The organism is Mesorhizobium sp. WSM4313, from assembly GCF_002294725.1.
Taxonomy (GTDB): domain Bacteria; phylum Pseudomonadota; class Alphaproteobacteria; order Rhizobiales; family Rhizobiaceae; genus Mesorhizobium.
This window is the reverse complement of the sequence record NZ_NSFT01000015.1, coordinates 111,964-129,223: the sequence shown is the minus strand read 5'-3', so window position 1 is coordinate 129,223 and position 17,260 is coordinate 111,964. Positions and strand designations below refer to the sequence as shown.

At 63.4% G+C, this 17,260-nt stretch carries 15 protein-coding genes; 3 read left to right on the top strand and 12 right to left on the bottom strand.

Annotated features, from left to right (window positions below):
- Positions 1–269 precede the first annotated feature (269 nt).
- The 12 genes from CK219_RS25730 to puuE form a co-directional block, all read right to left on the bottom strand.
- Complete coding sequence (locus tag CK219_RS25730) at positions 270–1,109, bottom strand: alkaline phosphatase family protein (protein ID WP_095769427.1); 840 nt, start codon at positions 1,107–1,109, stop codon at positions 270–272.
- Between the two features lie 210 nt (positions 1,110–1,319).
- Positions 1,320–2,975, bottom strand: a complete 1,656-nt coding sequence (locus CK219_RS25725; protein ID WP_095769417.1) for an ABC transporter ATP-binding protein — start codon at positions 2,973–2,975, stop codon at positions 1,320–1,322.
- Positions 2,975–3,799, bottom strand: a complete 825-nt coding sequence (locus CK219_RS25720) for an ABC transporter permease (protein WP_095769416.1) — start codon at positions 3,797–3,799, stop codon at positions 2,975–2,977. Before CK219_RS25720 ends, CK219_RS25725 begins: the two co-directional genes overlap by 1 nt.
- Positions 3,800–3,811: 12 nt before the next feature.
- Positions 3,812–4,771 carry an ABC transporter permease gene (locus CK219_RS25715; protein ID WP_095769415.1) on the bottom strand — a complete coding sequence of 320 codons (960 nt, stop codon included), beginning with the start codon at positions 4,769–4,771 and terminating at the stop codon, positions 3,812–3,814.
- Between the two features lie 16 nt (positions 4,772–4,787).
- Complete coding sequence (locus CK219_RS25710) at positions 4,788–6,374, bottom strand: ABC transporter substrate-binding protein (RefSeq protein ID WP_095769414.1); 1,587 nt, start codon at positions 6,372–6,374, stop codon at positions 4,788–4,790.
- A gap of 148 nt (positions 6,375–6,522) precedes the next feature.
- Complete coding sequence (locus tag CK219_RS25705) at positions 6,523–8,508, bottom strand: CocE/NonD family hydrolase (protein ID WP_095769413.1); 1,986 nt, start codon at positions 8,506–8,508, stop codon at positions 6,523–6,525.
- A 79-nt stretch (positions 8,509–8,587) separates the two neighbouring features.
- Positions 8,588–9,001: a type II toxin-antitoxin system MqsA family antitoxin gene (locus tag CK219_RS25700; protein ID WP_095769412.1), complete on the bottom strand. Its 414-nt coding sequence runs from the start codon at positions 8,999–9,001 to the stop codon at positions 8,588–8,590.
- A 2-nt stretch (positions 9,002–9,003) separates the two neighbouring features.
- Entirely contained in the window at positions 9,004–9,309 is a 306-nt protein-coding gene (locus CK219_RS25695; RefSeq protein WP_095769411.1) for a type II toxin-antitoxin system MqsR family toxin, read from the bottom strand.
- Positions 9,310–9,357: 48 nt separating this feature from the next.
- On the bottom strand, positions 9,358–9,951 hold the full coding sequence (locus tag CK219_RS25690) for a nucleoside deaminase (protein WP_095769410.1): 594 nt from the start codon (positions 9,949–9,951) through the stop codon (positions 9,358–9,360).
- 15 nt (positions 9,952–9,966) lie between these two features.
- Positions 9,967–10,458 carry an ureidoglycolate lyase gene (locus CK219_RS25685; RefSeq protein WP_095769409.1) on the bottom strand — a complete coding sequence of 164 codons (492 nt, stop codon included), beginning with the start codon at positions 10,456–10,458 and terminating at the stop codon, positions 9,967–9,969.
- Complete coding sequence (locus CK219_RS25680; protein ID WP_095769408.1) at positions 10,455–11,315, bottom strand: bifunctional allantoicase/(S)-ureidoglycine aminohydrolase; 861 nt, start codon at positions 11,313–11,315, stop codon at positions 10,455–10,457. The genes CK219_RS25685 and CK219_RS25680 overlap by 4 nt, the downstream gene beginning before the upstream one ends.
- Before the next feature lie 98 nt (positions 11,316–11,413).
- Positions 11,414–12,838 carry an allantoinase PuuE gene (gene puuE, locus CK219_RS25675; RefSeq protein WP_095769407.1) on the bottom strand — a complete coding sequence of 475 codons (1,425 nt, stop codon included), beginning with the start codon at positions 12,836–12,838 and terminating at the stop codon, positions 11,414–11,416.
- Between the two features lie 169 nt (positions 12,839–13,007).
- Between puuE and uraH the strand changes: the two genes are divergently transcribed.
- Genes uraH through xdhB form a run of 3 tightly spaced genes read left to right on the top strand, consistent with a single transcriptional unit; the run spans position 13,008 to position 17,224 of the window.
- The gene (gene uraH, locus CK219_RS25670; RefSeq protein WP_095769406.1) at positions 13,008–13,382 is read left to right on the top strand and encodes a hydroxyisourate hydrolase; all 375 of its coding nucleotides are present in this window, start codon (positions 13,008–13,010) and stop codon (positions 13,380–13,382) included.
- 3 nt (positions 13,383–13,385) lie between these two features.
- Positions 13,386–14,861, top strand: coding sequence for a xanthine dehydrogenase small subunit (gene xdhA, locus CK219_RS25665; RefSeq protein ID WP_095769405.1), 1,476 nt, complete (start codon positions 13,386–13,388; stop codon positions 14,859–14,861).
- A complete protein-coding gene (gene xdhB, locus CK219_RS25660; protein WP_095769404.1) occupies positions 14,861–17,224 on the top strand; it encodes a xanthine dehydrogenase molybdopterin binding subunit in 2,364 nt (787 codons plus the stop codon). The genes xdhA and xdhB overlap by 1 nt, the downstream gene beginning before the upstream one ends.
- Positions 17,225–17,260 lie beyond the last annotated feature (36 nt).

Genomic DNA, 17,260 nt, shown 5'->3' with positions numbered 1-17,260 from the left:
TACCGGCCTAGGGGCCGCACCGCCACCATCAAACTCAACCCCAAGGCCAAATCGCCCACCAAGCACAACACACTTCGCGGTCAAAACCCCTCTGCGAGCCTGTTCTCGCTAACTGCGCAACAGGCCCCTTGTGGGAGAAGGTGGCCGCGAAGCGGCCGGATGTGGGGCGTTCCAGGGAATGCCGACGTCTCACTCCGCTGGAACACCCCTCATCCGTCTCGGCACTGCGCGCCGATCCACCTTCCCACAAGGGGAGAAGGAAAGGCCGCTTAACCCAAAAACGCCTTCGCCTTCATCGTCTCCGGTATCGTCACGCCAAGCCGGCTCAGCACTGTTGGCGCGAGCTGCAGCTGGTCGAGCAGCGTGTCGGCCTCAGGCCCATTGGCAGGCCCGAAATAATAGAGCGCGAAATCCTGCATCTCGTGGTCATGGCCGCCATGGTGGCCGCGGCCGGTCTGGCCATGGTCGGCCGTCACGATCACTTCATAGCCAGCTTGGCGCCATTGCGGCAGGAAGGCAGCGAGCATGCCGTCCATCGCGTAGCAGGCATGATCCATCTCGTGGCAGTCATGGCCGAAGCGGTGACCCATCGAATCCAGCGTGCAGGTGTGCAGGATGCCGTAGTCGATGCGATGGCGTTTGGTCAGCATCGTCAGCGTCGCGAACAGGTCGACATCGCTTGGCGTCATCTGATTCTTGAGATTGTAGCCGGTCATGGTGTGGAAGCGACCATGCGTGATCGGCCCGCTTGGCTCGTCGAACTCCATGTCCTCGATAAGATCGAACGGATACGAGCGGAAGAATTCCGACCAGTAGGAATGGGTCACCGCGCCCGTCCTGCCGCCGGCCTTGCTCACTTCCGAAAAAATGTCCGGTTGCGTGACGCGAAAGCGGTTCTCGTTGGAAAGGATGCCGTGCACCTGCGGCGTGACACCGGTGTGGATCGAGGCGTAGCAGCAGGCGGACGTCGACGGCAGCACGGAGCGCATCTTCCACACCTGCGCCTCGCCCGATTGCGCCCAGCCCTCGAGATTGCCCATCAGCCGGCGCCAGTTCCGGTAGGGCACGCCGTCGAGGATGATGAGCAGCAGTTTGGATTTGAGCGCCACGGCGGTTCCCATGCATTGAAAACAGAGGCGCCGCCTGTCGCGCGGACACGCGGCGCTGCTTTGGATAGCTTGATATCAGGCGTTCAGCCAGCACTCGTTGAGCGCATAGCCGTCCATCATCTCGCCATTCGGGTTCTTCACCCAACCACCGACCTTTGGCGGCGCCGCAATTCCGTGCGGAAGCCGCTTAACAGTTCTGCGGGAATTGCGTCAGTTGCCGGCGCTTTCCATGCGCCGGCCCTTGATGGCCTTCTCCAGCCAGCCGATCTCCATTTCGGGAACGGAGGAGAGGAGCAGGTCGGTGTAGGCGTCGAAGGGCGGCGTCAGCACCTTGCTTTTGGATCCGTAGCGCACCACCTCGCCGCGATACATCACAGCGATCGAATCGGCGATCGACTTAACCGTCGCCAGATCGTGGGTGATGAAAAGGTAGGCCACCTTCTCGATCTGCTGCAAGTTGAGCAGCAGCTTGAGGATGCCGTGGGCGACCAGCGGGTCGAGCGCCGAGGTCACCTCGTCGCAGATGATCAGCTTCGGCTTGGCGGCGAGCGAGCGGGCGATGCAGACGCGCTGCTTCTGGCCGCCGGAAAGCTCGGCCGGATAGCGGTCGACGAAGCCCTTGCCCATCTCGATCTCGTCGAGCAGCTCGGCGACGCGCTTGTCGCGTTCGCGGCCCTTCATGCCGAAATAGAACTCCAGCGGCCGGCCGATGATGGTGCCTACCGTCTGGCGCGGATTCATCGCCACGTCGGCCATCTGGTAGATCATCTGCAGCTGGCGAAGGTCCTCCTTCGGCCGGTCGGCGAGCCTGTTGGCAAGCGTGCGGCCGTCGAAGACAACGCTACCTTTCTCGGGCGGCAAGAGCCCGGTGATGGCGCGCGCCAGCGTCGATTTGCCGGAACCGCTCTCGCCGACCACGGCCAGCGTCTGGCCCGGAAAGATGTCGACCGAAACGTTCTTCAGCACCTTGACGTGGCCGCCGCCATAGGCGGCCGTCACGTTCTTCACCGATAGCATCGGCGTCGTGCCCGGCTGCTGTTCCTGGTGTTCGATCTGATGCACCGAGACCAGGGCGTTGGTGTATTCCTGGCGCGGCTCCTTGATGATCTGGTGGGTGCCGCCCCATTCGACCAGCCGGCCGTGACGCAGCACCATGATCTCGTCGGACACCTGTGCCACGACGGCCAGATCGTGGGTGATGTAAAGGGCCGCGACATGTGTGTCGCGGATGGCATCCTTGATCGCTGACAGCACGTCGATCTGCGTCGTCACGTCGAGGGCCGTCGTCGGCTCGTCGAAGACGATCAGGTCAGGTTCCGAGCACAACGCCATCGCCGTCATCACGCGCTGCAGCTGGCCGCCCGACACCTGGTGCGGGAAACGCTCGCCGATCGTTTCGGGGTTGGGCAGGCTGAGCTTCCTGAACAGGGCGACGGCGCGTTTCTCGGCCTCGGCGCGGGTAGCGGTGCCGTGCAGGAGCGTGGCCTCCACCACCTGGTCCATCAGCCGGTGCGCCGGATTGAAGGCCGCCGCCGCCGACTGGGCGACATAGCAGACTTCGCGGCCGCGCAGCTTGCGCAGGCCTTCCTTGCCGCCTGTCAGTATGTCGCGGCCGTTGAGGATGACCTCGCCGCCGGTAATCCGAACGCCGCCGCGGCCATAGCCCATCGACGACAGGCCGATGGTCGACTTGCCGGCGCCGGACTCGCCGATCAGCCCAAGCACCTTGCCCTTCTCCAGCGTCAGCGAAACGTCGTGGACAAGCGTGATGGTCCTCGGTGCTTCACCCGGCGGATAGACCGTCGCTTCGATGCGCAGGTTGCGGATGTCGAGGAGAGGACCGGACTTTGCTTTGCCGTCAACCATCAGCCGCGTCCTCCCTTCAGGCTTGTCGTGCGATTGAGCACCCAGTCGGCGACGAGATTGACCGAGATCGCCAGTGCCGCGATCGCCGCCGCTGGGATGAGCGCCGCCGGAATGCCGAACACGATACCGTCCTTGTTCTCCTTGACCATGCCGCCCCAGTCGGCATCCGGCGGCTGCACGCCGAGACCGAGGAAGGACAGCGTCGACAGGAACAGCACGGCATAGATGAAGCGCAGCCCGAGTTCCGAGACCAGCGGCGACAGCGCATTGGGAAGGATCTCCCGGAAGATGATCCAGCCGCTGCCTTCGCCGCGCAGCTTCGCTGCCTCGACATAGTCCATGACGTTGATGTCGACGGCGACCGCGCGCGACAGTCGGTAGACTCGGGTCGAATCGAGGATGCCCATGACCAGGATCAGCGTCACCAGGTTCGACGGCAGCACCGAAAGCACGACGAGGCCCATGATCAGCGTCGGGATCGACATGAGGAGGTCGACGAGCCGCGACAGGATCGTGTCGTACCAGCCGCCGAATACCGCCGCCGAAAAGCCGAGAATGGCCCCAAGCGAGAAGGACAGTGCCGTCGCCAGCACCGCGATGAACAGCGTGATGCGGGCGCCGTAGATCATGCGCGACAACAGATCGCGGCCGAGATTGTCGGTGCCCAGCCAGTGCGCGGCCGACATCGGCTCCCACACGTCGCCGATGATCTCGGCGTTGCCGTGCGGCGCGATCAAGGGCGCGAAGATTGCCGCCAGCACGAACAGCGCGGTCAGCACCAGGCCGGCCAGCGATGGCAGAGGGATGCGTCTGATATCGAGCATATCGGCCGCCCCCTACTTCGGATGCCTGAGTCGCGGATTGGCGACAATCGCTGCAATGTCTGCGATGATGTTGAGGGTGATATAGACGGCGGCGAAGATCAAGCCGACCGCCTGCACGACCGGCACGTCGCGCTTCGTGACGTGGTCGACCAGATATTGCCCCATGCCTGGATAGACAAAGATCACCTCGACCACGACGACGCCGACCACCAGATAGGCAAGGTTGAGCATGACGACATTGATGATCGGCGCGATCGCGTTCGGGAAGGCATGCTTGCGGATAACGGCAGCGGCCGACAGCCCCTTGAGTTCGGCCGTCTCGACATAGGCCGACTGCATGACGTTGAGGATCGCCGCGCGCGTCATGCGCATCATATGGGCGAGCACCACCAGAGTCAGCGCCGCCGCAGGCAGCGCTATAGCCTGCAGGCGCTCACCCAAAGGCATTCCATCATAGACGGTCGAGATGGCCGGGAACCATTGGTGCTGGACCGCGAAGTAGAAGACGAGCAGATAGCCGATGAAGAACTCCGGGAAGGAGGTCGAGGCAAGCGCCACGCCGGAGATCAGCTTGTCGACCCAGCCATTGCGGTAGCGCACTGCGATCAACCCAAGCGTGATCGCCAGCGGGATAGCCACGATGGCCGCCCAGAAGGCCAGGAACAGCGTATTCCACAGCCGTTCCTTGATTGATGTCGCGATGTCCTGGCCGCTCGACATGGCGGTGCCGAGATCGCCGGTCAGCACGCCGCCCAGCCAGTGGAAGTAACGGATATAGGCAGGCTGGTTGAGCCCGAGCTGCTCGCGCAGATTGGCCAGCGACTCCGGGGTCGCCGATTGTCCAAGGATGGCTTGCGCGACGTCGCCGGGCAGAATCTGCGTGCCGGCGAAGATCAGGACCGAAACGGCCAGCAGAAGGAGGATGCCCAGCGCAATGCGCTGGGCCACCAGTTTCACGATGGGTGAGGACATCTCCGCAAGGCCGTGCTCAGGCTTCGAGCCAGCACTTCGCCAGCGCGTAGCCGTTGCAAAGCTCCTGATGCGGATCCTCCACCCAGCCAGCCACCTTGGGGCCTGTTGCGTCGATGAACTGATTGAACATCGGCAGGATCAGGCCGCCTTCGTCGCGCACCATGACGGCCATGTCGTGGTAGATCGCCTTGCGCTTGGCCTCGTCGAGTTCGGCGCGCGCGGCCAGCACCATCTTGTCGAAGTCCGGGCGCTTGAAACGCGTGTCGTTCCAATCGGCGGTCGACAGATAGGCGGTCGAGTACATCTGGTCCTGGGTCGAGCGACCGCCCCAATAGGAGGCGCAGAAGGGCTGCTTGTTCCAGACTTCGTTCCAATAGCCGTCGCCGGGCTCGCGCTTGAGCTCGATCTTGATGCCGGCCTTGGCGGCGCTCTGCTGGAAAAGCTGGGATGCATCGACAGCGCCCGGGAAGGCGACGTCCGAGGTCCTAAGCAGCACAGGGCCGTCATGACCGGACTTCTTGTAGTGGAACTTGGCCTTGTCCGGATCGTACTTGCGCTGCTCGATCTCGGTGAATAGCGGGTAGGAGGCGTTGATCGGGAAATCGTTGCCGAGCGAGCCGTAGCCGCGCAGCACTTTTTTCAACATCTCCTCGCGGTCGATCGCCAGCTTCAACGCCATCCTGAGATCGTTGTTGTCGAACGGCGCCGTGTTGCAATGCATGATGAACACGTAGTGGCCCGGACCGGAGTGGTTGCGGATGGTGACGCCAGGCACGCGCTTGATCAGGTCGACGATCTTCGGCTCGACGCGGTTGATCATGTTGACCTGGCCGCCCTGCAGGGCCGCAGTGCGCGCTGTCGCATCGTTGATGACGATGATTTCGATCTGGTCGGCGTGGCCCATCTTGTCGCCCTGCCAGTAATTGGCGAAGCGTTCGCCGCCATGGCGCACGCCGGGCTCATTGACCTTGACCTTGTACGGCCCGGCGCCGATGCCCGCATCGGCCTTGTCCTTGCCGCCGTTCGGCTGGACGATCAGGTGATAGTCGCTGAGAAGGTAGGGGAGGTCGGCGTTAGGCTCCTTCAGCGTCAGCACGACTTCCTTGCCGTTGACCTTGATGGTGTCGATGCCCTTCATGTAGCCCAGCGCGCCGGACTTGGACTTCTCGTCCGAATGACGCTCGAGCGTGGCAGCGACGTCTTCTGCGGTAACCGTCTTGCCGTTGTGGAACTCGATGCCGTCGCGGATTTTCAGCGTCCAGACCTTGGCGTCGTCCGAAGAGCCGATCTCCTCGGCGATGCGGTTCTCCAGCTTGCCGTCGGGCGAGAGCTCCACGATCAATTCGCCCCACATTTTGCCGAAGGCAAAGGGCACCTGGGTCATGAACAGGGCCGGATCGAGGCTGTTGGTGGATTCACCCCCGACCAGACCGGCCTTCAGCGTGCCGCCCTTGACCGGGCCGGCAGCGCGCACGGCGCTGGAGAGCAGCGAGTTGGCAAAGGTAGCGGTGACGCCGAGCGCCGCGGCGCGACCGAGAAAGTCGCGACGGCTAAGTTTTCCGGCCGCGACTCGCCGGCTGAGATAGTCGAGTTCGTTGGACATTCTGGTTCCTCACTCTGGGTATCCGACCTTATGGTCGTTTCTTGCTATTGGAGGAGATAATGACCGTAAGGGAAAGCGGCAGGCAAGACCGAATGCGACATACGGTGGCGTAAATCGTACGTCGCATTTGGACCAATCTTGCTTCGGCTCAAACCATGGAGCGGGGAATCGTCTGCTCGAAGTCGCGTTCGAAGACCAGCTTTTCGCCCTCATAGGCTTCGATTCTGGCGCTGACGATGAAGTTTGCGGCGTCCGATCGCATCTCGGCAAAAGTCTCGGTCCGCACCGACCATTCATTGCGCGACAAGGTCTGCGTCCAATGCGTGGCTCCTGTGGCCGACAGCGGGTCGTCGGGATGAATCGTCCATATCTCGCGCACGACGCTGCCATTGGCCAGCCCATGGTCGATGTCGCGCACCTCGCCGAAATCGTCGGTTATGGAAAGCCTAACCAGCCCGGTCTTCTCGTCGCGATCGACATGGCGTTCGGAATTCGCCTGCCTGATCGTCTCGGTCGCCCACGGCGTCGCGCCTTCCGGCTCAGGGAACGAAACCTCATCCCCTCTTGCCAGCGGACGCCGCGGCAGCCTCAGCGTCGCCGTCGAGAGATCAAGCCGTACCGGTTCCGGCGAGGGCCAGATCATCGGCCAGTAAGCGGTCGAAACGGCGATGCGCAATTTGTGGCCGGCCGGCACACGATAGGCGCATTGGTCGAGCACCACGCGCGCCGAAACCGTCTGCCCGGGAACCAACGGATCGGGGAATTCATGCGAGTTGCGGTGGGTCAGATTGAGCACGCCATAGGAGATCAGCTCCGAGGCGCCGTCCGGATGCACGTCGCAGAGCCGCACCGCGATATTGGCCTGCGGCCGGTCGGAGGCGACCCGGACCTCGAGCTCCGGCGCCCCGACTATGTCGATCGCTTCGCCGAGCTCGGGTTGATCGAAACAAACCGACAGCGCGTCATCGGGGCGTTGGTCGCCCGGCAGTTCCGGCCCGAAGGTGAAGGGAAAATATTCGCCGCCGGCAAGTCCGCAGGTCTGCGGCGACGCGACGATCGCGGGCTTGGCGCCGTCGGGGATGAGCTCGATCGTCTCAAGCTTGATGTTGGCCGACGGCCAGGTCTGCTCGGCCACCCAGCGGCCCGGCCGCTCGGGATGCCAGCGCGCCGGGCGCACGCTGTCCATCACGTAGGCGCGGTAGGCCGGATCGGCCTCGACGCCGGTTTCAGCGCCCTTCAGCCAGCGGTCCCACCAGCGCAGCGCTTCCTGCAGGAAGCCGATCGCCGGCTTGGGCCCGGCGTAATGCGGGTATTTGTGGATCCAGGGACCGACGATACCTTTGACCGGCGACTCGATGTTGGTGACGAGATTGGAGATCGTGTTGCGGTAGCCGTCATGCCAGCCACCGATCGACAGCACGGCCGCCTGAACAGCCGAAAAATCCTCGCAGATCGAGCCGCGTTTCCAATAGGCGTCGCGATGCTGGTGGCCGAGCCAGAGCGGCAGAAGGAAAGGCTGGTTCTCCAGCCGGTTAAGCCACAAATCCCGCCAGCGGTTGCCGCCGGCAATCGCCGGATCCGGAGGCCGCGACGAATAGGACAGCATCGTCGAGGCCCAGCCGAAATTTTCCAAGAGCAGGCAGCCGCCCTTGTAGTGGATGTCGTCGGCATAGCGGTCGACCGTCGAGCATAGGCTGATCACCGCCTTCAGCGCCGGCGGCTGCTTGGCAGCCACCTGCAGGCAGTTGAAGCCGCCCCACGAGATGCCCATCATGCCGACATTGCCGTTGCACCAGGGCTGCGCGGCCGCCCAGGCGATGACGTCGCAGGCGTCCTGCAATTCCTGCTCGGAATATTCGTCGTCCATCAGCCCTTCGGAATCACCATTGCCGCGCATGTCGACGCGGATCGAGGCGTAGCCGTGGCCGGCGAAATAGGGATGGGTGAGCTGATCGCGAAAGATGGTGCCGTCGCGCTTGCGGTAGGGCAGGTGCTCGAGGATCGCCGGCACCGGATCGTCAGTCGCGTCCTCCGGCATCCAGACGCGCGCCGACAGCCGGCAGCCATCCGGCATGACGATGCCCATATCGGGAAATTCGACGACTTTGCGGGGGAATTCGGTGACGGTTTTCATGGGGCGCATAACGCTACGCGGTGCGCCGACTTGCAATCGCCATTCGCGACTGGAGCATCAAAAAATGCGACCTGGGTCGTTAGCGCAATTCATCCACCAATTCGGGGTGCTTTTCCAGCAACGTCATCAGCTGAATGGTCGGGCCGCTCGGCTCGATGAGGCCTCTTTCATATTTGTCGAAGGCATTCTCGCCGACCTTGAACAGAGACCCGGCTTCACGCTGCGATAGCTTTAGTTTGGTGCGCATACGCCGGATTGTGGCCGGGGCAGGAACACCATCCGTCTTCTCTTTGAGAAGGCGGAGCGCCGCATCGACAGCAATCATGTCATCCCCGACATGCACGCTCTCACCATCCGAAGCTGGATAATAGCCGGGCAGGTCGACCGTCATGCTCTCGCCCTTGTAGGTCACGGCGAATGGACGAACCCCGCGCGTCAGCGTCTCTCCTGTTTCCGGGGAGGTCATCGTTTCAGGCATCTCTTTTTTTGCCATGGCTATTTCTCCTTGAATGCCACAACCGTGAATTCAGTCACGACATCCGCCTGGAATTTCACATAGAGGATCAGGTCGCGCGCTGGGACATGGTAAACATCTTGCCAGACCCGATGATCCGCGAACGTTGTCATCGATTTTACGAACATCTTTGGTGTCATGGTGCCAATCACCTCGACGACACTCGTGCGATCGAAGCCGAGACCAATGGCATCGCGCAGCGCTGATATTGTGATTGCCAGCGTATCGGCAGACCCAAACGTCGTCTTGATCGCACCAAGATCGTAAGTCGGTCTGCGCTTCTCCATACTTCAATATGCCACCATAAAGGTGGCAAATCAAGATTTGAAAATTGCTCAGTTCAGCGGAATGTCGTTGTCGGCCTTGCTTGCCTGATAGGCCTCCGACAGCTCGTCATAGCGCGCCGAAATCCTGCCGATCCGAGCCTCCAGCCGCTTGCGCTCAGCGTCGGGCAAAGCCCTGACCAGCCTGCGTATGGAAAAGCTTTTCCAATAGGCGTTCTCGGCATTGTAGCCGCCGGGGTCAAGGGTGAAGACCTCCTTCAGAATCCTGAGATCGTGCGGGATGGCAAAACTGTCGCGCGAATCCTCATGGCTGAAGAGATAGTAGAAATTGTCGAAACCGGTCCAGGTGATCGCCGACAGGCAGAGCGAGCAGGGCTCGTGCGTGGCGACGAACAGCGCATCCTTGGTGTCGACGCGCTCGGCCTTGGGCATCTCGTAGAAGCGCTTCAGGCAGTGCACCTCGCCATGCCAGAGCGGATTTTCCATCTCGTTGTTGGTCTCGGCCAGCACCAGCGAGCGGTTGTCTTTCCGCAGGATCGCGGCGCCGAACAGCTTGTTGCCATGGGCGACGCCTTGCGCCGTCTTCGGCACGATATCGTGCTCGACGACATCGAGCAGACGGTCGATCAGCGAAATGTCGGTCATGGGAATCGCGAGCTTTCAGGGAAGGTGGATCTCGTAAGGATGCGAGAAATAGAACTCTTCGAGATTGGAGCCGTCGCCGCCGCGGTCGACGATAATAAAATCCTGCTCCTCGCCGATCGGCGTCAGCACGCCGTGCCAGAGATTGCGGCGATAGTTGATGCCTTGTCCGGGGCCGGCGAGAAAGGCATGCGGCTCACCCGGGCCGTCCTTCGTGTCATGGCAGACGACCACCAGGAACGGCCGCGGCGACAGCGGGATGAAGGCCTGGCTGCCGAGTGGATGGCGCTCGACCATGGTGAGCTTCAGCGGCATCTCATAGGGCGTGCCGCGCACCATGGAGATCAGCACGCGCGCATTCGGCCCCGCGGCTTCCGCCGTGGCGAGGTCGTGATAGCGCATCGCCTTGCCGCCGTTGATCGGGTAGCGGTTGTCGCCGCCCATGTCGATGACGTCGCCGAACGGCGCGAAGTTCTCGCGGGTCAGCGGCTGGGCGACGATACGACTCACCGCGCCTTGCCCCCAAGATAGCCGCCAAGCCTGGCGTGGCGGTTGACGTCCTTGTAGAGCAGGTAGCGGAAATTGCCGGGGCCGCCGGCATAGCAGGCCTGCGGGCAGAAGGCGCGCAGCCACATGAAATCGCCGGCCTCGACCTCGACCCAGTCCTGGTTGAGGCGGTAGACCGCCTTGCCTTCGAGCACATAGAGCCCGTGCTCCATGACATGGGTTTCGGCGAAGGGGATGACCGCACCCGGCTTCAGCGTCACGATGGTGACATGCATGTCGTGGCGCATGTCGGCCGGGTCGACGAAGCGGGTCGTTGCCCAGCGCCCTTCGGTGCCCGGCATCGGGCTCGGCGCAACGTCCTGATCGCTGGAGAAGAAGGCTTCCGGCGCGTCGAGGCCGTCGACCGCCTCATAGGCCTTGCGAATCCAGTGGAAGCGAACGGCGCTGCCGCTCTCGTTGCGCACCGTCCAGCCGCTCGACGGCGGCAGGAAGGCAAAGCCGCCGGGGGCAAGTACATGTTTTTTGCCGGCAAGCGAAACGGTGAGCTCGCCCTCGACGACGAACAGCACACCCTCGGCGCCAGCGTCCAGTTCGGGCCGGTCGCTGCCGCCGCCCGGCAGGACCTCGACGATATATTGCGAAAACGTCTCGGCGAAGCCCGAGAGCGGCCTTGCGATAATCCAGGCCCGCGTCTCGTCCCAGAACGGCAGCGGACTGGTGACGATGTCCTGCATCACGCCTCTGGGGATGACCGCGTAGGCCTCGGTGAAGACGGCGCGGCCGGTCAGAAGCTCGTTCTGGCCGGGATGGCCGCCATGCGGGGCATAATAGGTTCGCTCGGCAGTCTTGATCATATCCATCGGTCCTGGCCCTCAGAGCAATTCCAGGAAAAGTATGAAGCGGTTAGGTTGGCGGCTTCGCCGTGGCCTTCCATACGGAATTGCGTGAAAAACAAACATTAGAGTGGGAGCATGTCTTTCAGGCGAAGCAGCGCGATGCGTTCGACCTGTTTGCAGGCGGTTTCGAGCTCGGCGCCGCGGCTGTTGCCGATCCGCGCCTCGAACTCCGCCAGGATTTCGTCCTTGGTCTTGCCTTTGACCGCGATGATGAAAGGGAAGCCGAAGGTGGTGACATAGGCGGCGTTGAGTTTCGAAAACAGCTCGCGCTCCTTGTCGGTCAACGCGTCGAGCCCGGCGGAGGCCTGTTCCTTGGCCGATTCCGGCGTCAGCCGCTTGGCCGCCGCCAGCTTGCCGGCGAGGTCCGGATGGGCGTTGAGGACGGAAAGCCGTTCGGCCTCGCTCGCCGCGCGGAAGACGCGGCAGAGCGCATTGTGCAGGCCGCCGGCGCTGTCATGCGTGGGCCCGAGTTCCAGTTCGTAGGCGCGCTCGGCGATCCAAGGCGAATGCTCGAACACGCCGCCGAAGGCATGCACGAATTCCTCGAACCCCATCCGCGACGGCCGCAGCGCCGGTGCCTCGTAGGGGTGCGTCTCGCGCCAGTGTTTGGCAATGTCGATGCGCCGTGTCAGCCACACCTTGTGATGCGATTTCACATAGTCGACGAAGCGCTTCAGCGCCGCGACCCGTCCGGGACGGCCGACCAGCCGGCAATGCAGGCCGATATTCATCATGCGCGGCCTGCCCGCCTTGCCCTCGGCATAGAGCGTATCGAAACTGTCCTTCAGATAGGCGAAGAACTGGTCGCCGGAGTTGAAGCCCTGCGGCGTCGCGAAGCGCATGTCGTTGGCGTCGAGCGTGTAGGGGATGATGAGCTGCGGCTTCTGCAGCCCGTCGCGGTCGAACCAGTAGGGCAGCTCGTCGTCATAAGTATCGGAGACGTAGTCGAAGCCGCCTTCCTCGGCGACGAGCCGTACCGTGTTGACCGAAGTGCGGCCGGTGTACCAGCCGGTCGGCCGCGCGCCGGTCACCTCGTAGTGCAGCTTGATCGTCTCTTCGAGATCGCGCCGCTCGTCCTCGGCCGAGTGGTCGCGATAGTCGATCCATTTCAGCCCGTGCGAGGCGATTTCCCAGCCGGCCTCCTGCATCGCCGCGACCTGATCGGGCGAGCGCGCCAGCGCCGTGGCGACGCCATAGCAGGTCACCGGCACCTGCGCTTCGGTGAACAGCCGGTGGAGCCGCCAGAAGCCGGCCCGCGCGCCGTATTCATAGATCGATTCCATGTTCCAATGGCGTTGGCCAACCCAGGGCGCCGCGCCGACGATTTCGGACAGGAACGCTTCCGAGGCCTTGTCGCCATGCAGCACGCAGTTCTCGCCGCCCTCTTCATAGTTGACGACGAACTGCACCGCGACATGCGCGCCGCCGGGCCATTTCGGATCCGGCGGATTTGCCCCGTAACCGCGCATGTCCCGATCGTAACGCATTGCCGCTCCTGCCCGATGGTCGAGATGAAGATATCGAAAGGAGTGCGCATGCATTCCCCCGAAAATTTTTGAAAGTGCTTTTTGCCACGCTCCGCTCGACCGGGGCTTATGCATAGCCTTTAATTGGCGCACAATTGACCTGAAACTGAACCGGGATGGGAGGCGGCCAGTGGCAGAGACGTCGAAAGCCGATGGCGGGCGCCTGACGACCCATGTGCTCGACACCGCGGCCGGCAGGCCTGCAAAGGGTCTGTCGATCGGGCTTTTCCGCATCAAGGGCGGGAACCGCACGCATCTCAAGACCGTCGCCACCAACGATGACGGGCGCTGCGACGCGCCGCTGCTTGCCGGCGCCGATTTCCGCACCGGCGAATATGAGCTGGTCTTCGCCGCCGGCGACTATCTGCGCGGCCAGGGGATCGACCTGCCGCAACCTGCTTTCCTCGACATCGTGCCGATCCGCTTCGGCATGGCGGAAGCACGACACTACCACGTCCCGCTCTTGATTTCGCCTTACGGCTACTCGACCTATCGGGGGAGCTGAGACATGGCTGAGACCCGCAACGAAATACGCTTCATCCTGAACGGCAGCGACGTGGCGCTGAAAGACGTCGCGCCCGATGCGACCTTGCTCGACTGGCTGCGGCTCAACCGCTCGCTGCGCGGCACCAAGGAAGGCTGCGCCGAGGGCGATTGCGGCGCCTGCACGGTGCTGGTCGGCAAGCTCTCCACCGAAGGTCTCGTCTATGAAAGCGTCAATGCCTGCATCCGCTTCGTGGGCTCGCTCGACGGCACCCATGTCGTCACCGTGGAGCATCTGCGCGGCGACGGTGAAAAACTGCATCCGGTGCAGCAGGCGATGGTCGATTTCCACGGCTCGCAATGCGGCTTCTGCACGCCGGGCTTCATTATGTCGCTCTACGGACTGTGGATGAAGACGCCCGACCCGTCCAACGCGGCGATCGAAAAGGCTCTGCAGGGCAATCTGTGCCGCTGCACCGGCTATGAGGCGATCATGCGCGCCGCGCACGCCATTTCGAGCTACGGCAGGGCGGCTAAGGATCCGCTGGCCGTGGAGCGCGACGACATCACCGCGCGGCTGAAGGCACTGCGCGATGGCGCCAGGGTCGAGATCGGGTCGGGCAAGGCGCGGCTGATCGTGCCGGCCAGCGTCGACGATTTCGCAGCCTTGCTCGAGGAGGAACCGGGCGCCACCATCGTCGCCGGCTCGACCGATGTCGGCCTGTGGGTCACCAAGCATATGCGCGACATCTCGCCGGCAATCTTCATCGGCGGCCTCGAGGGCTTGCGTACGACCTCGGAAAAAGACGGCGTCATCACCATCGGCGCCGGCGTGACCTACACCGAAGCCTTCGAGACGCTGTCGAAGCGTGTCCCGGCATTGGGGCCGCTGGTCGACCGCATCGGCGGCGAGCAGGTGCGCAACATGGGCACCATCGGCGGCAACATCGCCAACGGCTCGCCGATCGGCGACATGCCGCCGCCATTGATCGCGCTCGGCGCGCAGCTCACGCTGCGCAAGGGCGAGGCCCGCCGCACCATACCGCTCGAAACCTTCTTCATCGCCTATGGCAAGCAGGACCGTCAGCCCGGCGAATTCGTCGAATCCGTGCATGTGCCGGTGCCGGCAAAGGACACGAAGTTTGCCGTCTACAAAGTTACCAAGCGCCGCGACGAGGATATCACCGCGACGCTCGGGGCATTCAACCTGACCTTGGCCAAGGATGGCGCGGTAGCCGACATCCGCATCGCCTATGGCGGCATGGCGGCGACGCCGAAGCGCGCCGCGGCAGTCGAAAAGGCGCTTATTGGCAAAACCTGGAGTGAAGCGACAGTGGAGGCCGCGATGGCGCAATACGCCAGCGACTTCACGCCGCTGACCGACATGCGCGCGACCGCCGAATACCGGGCGCTGGCGGCAAAAAACCTTCTGCTGCGCTTCTATATCGAGACGACCGGAACGAAAGCGCCGTTCCAGGTCTCGCGCAACGAGGCCGCCTGATGAACAAGCACGCCACTCCCAATCTCAAGGCGGAAAAGATCGCAGGCGGTGTCGCCACCGACCCGCGGCACGATTCCGCGCACAAGCATGTCAGCGGCGCCGCCGTCTATATCGACGACATGCCGGAGCCTGCCGGCACGCTGCATATTGGCCTCGGCCTCTCCAAGATCGCGCACGGCACGCTGAAAAGCGTCGACCTGTCGGCCGTGCGTTCGGCGCCGGGCGTGGTCGATGTCCTGACCTATGCCGACGTGCCCGGCGAGAACGATGTTTCGCCGAGCAACATGCATGATGATCCGGTGCTCGCCGAGGGCAAGATTGAGTTTTACGGCCAGCCGATCTTCGCCGTGGTTGCCGAGACGCGCGAGGGAGCGCGCCGCGCGGCGCGTTTCGCAAAAATCGAGTATGACGAGCTTCCGGCCGTCATCGACATCTGGAACCTCGACCCGGTCAACGACAAGCAGGTCACCACGCCGTTGATCCTGAAGCGCGGCGATGCCGCCGCGGCGATTGCCGCCGCTCCGCGCCGCATCAAGAACCGCATGTGGCTCGGCGGCCAGGATCATTTCTATCTCGAAGGCCAGGTCTCGCTGGCGATCCCCGGCGAGGACGACGAGGTCGTCGTCTATTGCTCGACGCAGGGTCCGAGCGAGACGCAGCATCTGGTTGCCCATGCGCTCGGCGTGCCGAGCCATGCGGTGACAGTCGAAGTGCGCCGCATGGGCGGTGGCTTCGGCGGCAAGGAGACGCAGGCCAACCAGTGCGCGGCCATCGCGGCCATCGCCGCCAAGAAGCTGAAGCGCGCGGTGAAAATCCGGCTCGACCGCGACGAGGACATGACCGCCACCGGCAAGCGGCACGACTTCGCCATCGACTACGAGGTCGGCTTCGACGACGAGGGTAATATCCTGGGCGTCGACTTCACCTATGCGTTGCGCTGCGGGTTCTCCGCCGACCTCTCCGGTCCGGTCGGCGACCGCGCGCTGTTCCACTGCGACAACGCCTATTTCTATCCTGCGGTGCATGCGAAGTCGGCGCCGCTCTACACCAACACCGTCTCCAACACCGCCTTTCGCGGCTTCGGCGGCCCACAGGGCATGGTCGGCGCGGAGCGCGTCATCGACGAGGTTGCCTTCGCCGTCGGCAAGGATTCGCTCGAAATCCGCAAATTGAATTTCTACGATCCGATGGAGGCGATCGGCGAACGCAGCGTCACGCCGTACCACCAGAAGGTCGAGGACTGCATCATCCAGCGCATCGTGGCCGAGCTGGAGGAGAGCGCGGACTATGCGCGGCGACGCCGCGAGATCAGCGCCTTCAACAACAACAGCCGCTTCATCAAGCGCGGCCTGGCGCTGACGCCGGTCAAGTTCGGCATCTCCTTCACCAAGACCGAGGCCAACCAGGCCGGCGCGCTGGTGCATGTCTATGCTGACGGCTCGGTGCATATGAACCATGGCGGTACCGAGATGGGGCAAGGCTTGCACCTCAAGGTGGCGCAGGTTGTGGCGGAAGAATTCCAGATCGACCTCGATCGGGTGAAGATCACCGCCACCACCACCGCCAAGGTGCCGAACACCTCGCCGACGGCCGCGTCGTCCGGCGCCGACCTCAACGGCATGGCGGCGCAGGATGCCGCCCGCCAGATCCGCAAGCGGCTGACCGATTTCGCCGCCGACAAGTATCAGGTGCCGCACGATCAGGTCGTGTTCCTGCCCAACCGGGTGCGCATCGGCAACCAGGAAGTGGCCTTCAACGATCTGGTCAAGCAGGCCTATATCAATCGCATCCAGCTCTCGGCGGCCGGTTTCTACAAGACGCCGAAGATCCATTGGGACCGCAGCAAGGGCCGCGGCCATGCCTTCTACTATTACGCCTATGGCGCGGCCTGCTCGGAAGTCTCGGTCGACACGCTGACCGGCGAATACGTCGTCGAGCGCACCGATATCCTGCATGACGCCGGCCGTTCGCTGAACCGGGCTATCGACCTCGGCCAGGTCGAGGGCGGTTTCATCCAGGGCATGGGCTGGCTGACGACGGAGGAGCTGTGGTGGGACGACAGCGGCCGGCTGCGTACGCATGCGCCGTCGACTTACAAGATTCCGCTCGCGTCCGACCGTCCGAAGATCTTCAACGTCAAGCTGACCGACTGGTCCTCGGCCTATGAGCCGACCATCCATCGCTCAAAGGCGGTGGGCGAGCCGCCGCTGCCGCACGGCATGTCGGTGCTGCATGCGCTGTCGGACGCGGTGGCCAGCGTCGCGGATCACAAGATCTGTCCGCGCCTCGACGCGCCGGCGACGCCCGAACGGGTGCTGATGGCGATCGAGAGGTTGAAGCGGGAAGCCGCGAAGCCGGCCTAAAGCGTGCAATTCGGGCCGAAAAACCCTATATTTCCC

What these genes read in the sequence shown, in the direction of transcription:
- CK219_RS25680 (WP_095769408.1), bottom strand. Translation starts at nt 11,315, where the DNA reads ATGGATATGATCAAGACTGCCGAGCGAACCTATTATGCCCCGCATGGC.
- CK219_RS25700 (WP_095769412.1), bottom strand. Translation starts at nt 9,001, where the DNA reads ATGGCAAAAAAAGAGATGCCTGAAACGATGACCTCCCCGGAAACAGGA.
- xdhA (WP_095769405.1), top strand. Translation starts at nt 13,386, where the DNA reads ATGGCTGAGACCCGCAACGAAATACGCTTCATCCTGAACGGCAGCGAC.
- CK219_RS25725 (WP_095769417.1), bottom strand. Translation starts at nt 2,975, where the DNA reads ATGGTTGACGGCAAAGCAAAGTCCGGTCCTCTCCTCGACATCCGCAAC.
- CK219_RS25695 (WP_095769411.1), bottom strand. Translation starts at nt 9,309, where the DNA reads ATGGAGAAGCGCAGACCGACTTACGATCTTGGTGCGATCAAGACGACG.
- CK219_RS25715 (WP_095769415.1), bottom strand. Translation starts at nt 4,771, where the DNA reads ATGTCCTCACCCATCGTGAAACTGGTGGCCCAGCGCATTGCGCTGGGC.
- xdhB (WP_095769404.1), top strand. Translation starts at nt 14,861, where the DNA reads ATGAACAAGCACGCCACTCCCAATCTCAAGGCGGAAAAGATCGCAGGC.
- puuE (WP_095769407.1), bottom strand. Translation starts at nt 12,838, where the DNA reads ATGCGTTACGATCGGGACATGCGCGGTTACGGGGCAAATCCGCCGGAT.
- CK219_RS25710 (WP_095769414.1), bottom strand. Translation starts at nt 6,374, where the DNA reads ATGTCCAACGAACTCGACTATCTCAGCCGGCGAGTCGCGGCCGGAAAA.
- CK219_RS25705 (WP_095769413.1), bottom strand. Translation starts at nt 8,508, where the DNA reads ATGAAAACCGTCACCGAATTCCCCCGCAAAGTCGTCGAATTTCCCGAT.
- CK219_RS25690 (WP_095769410.1), bottom strand. Translation starts at nt 9,951, where the DNA reads ATGACCGACATTTCGCTGATCGACCGTCTGCTCGATGTCGTCGAGCAC.
- CK219_RS25720 (WP_095769416.1), bottom strand. Translation starts at nt 3,799, where the DNA reads ATGCTCGATATCAGACGCATCCCTCTGCCATCGCTGGCCGGCCTGGTG.